This is a genomic window from Brachybacterium sp. Marseille-Q7125 (genome assembly GCF_023062615.1).
Lineage (GTDB): Bacteria > Actinomycetota > Actinomycetes > Actinomycetales > Dermabacteraceae > Brachybacterium.
In genome coordinates this window covers 1-878 of record NZ_JALLAL010000131.1, presented here as the reverse complement: position 1 = coordinate 878, position 878 = coordinate 1, and the positions used below count along the sequence as shown (strand labels likewise).

Genomic DNA, 878 nt, shown 5'->3' with positions numbered 1-878 from the left:
GGAGTGGAACCCGACCGCCCGCAACGGACACTGCGACGATCTGTCATACCCGAATGCCACAATCAGCAGCTGAACACCGGCAAAGACGCCGACCGCGACCGCTCACCAGCCCGATGAAAGATCGAGGCTAACGTACAAAGTGTAGTGTCGTGGCGAAAGAGCTGTTCTCTGGCGGACATAATCCTATTGATGTCATTGAATCGCCGTATCACGAGGTGGAAGCCAGGACGATGTCTCTCGGCTTTGCCTTGGTGCTGTGGTGATCAGCTGTCGGCCTCGTATGCCTCGCGGTCTTCTTAGGGACGCGGTGTCGCTCGCTGACCTCGTAGCCGGCATCTTCGCCCGCGCCGGACCGCCGCGGTGAAGCGCCCTGGGTTCCGTTCCGAGTCTCAGTAAGGAGAATCGGAACATGCCCAAGAAGTTCAGTCCAGAGCTGCGTGACCGCGCCGTGCGCATGGTCTACGACCGCCAGGCCCGCGAGGGTGGTCCCCGCGCGGCATCGATGCGCGCCGTCGCACCACATCTCGGCGTTGGCATGGAGACGCTGCGGATCTGGTGCAATCGTTACGGCCCCACCGAGCCGTCCGGCTCTGGAGAGCCGCTCGAGGAGGAGAACCGCTGGCTTCGGCGGGAACTCGCCGAGGCGAGACGCGCTAACGAGATCCTGAAAGCCGCCTCAGCGTTTTTCGCAGCGGAACTCGACCGCCCCACAACGAAATGATCGCGTTCATCGACATGCATCGCGAAAAGTGGCTCTTCACGAACGAGGGTGTAGGTGGGGTCTGAAGCCTCCGGCTTCGAGCAGGCTGCGCGCGACGTAGTTCGTGAGGTTCCTGAAGCCGAGCGCGGAGCCGCGGAGGTGTTCGAGTCGGCCGTTG

The 878-nt window shown here is 62.6% G+C and carries 1 protein-coding gene; it reads left to right on the top strand.

From position 1 onward, the window contains the following. Positions 1–409: 409 nt before the first annotated feature. Positions 410–721 (top strand): hypothetical protein, encoded by a 312-nt coding sequence (locus tag MU407_RS14030; protein WP_246958416.1) that lies wholly within the window; start codon positions 410–412, stop codon positions 719–721. Positions 722–878: the final 157 nt, after the last annotated feature.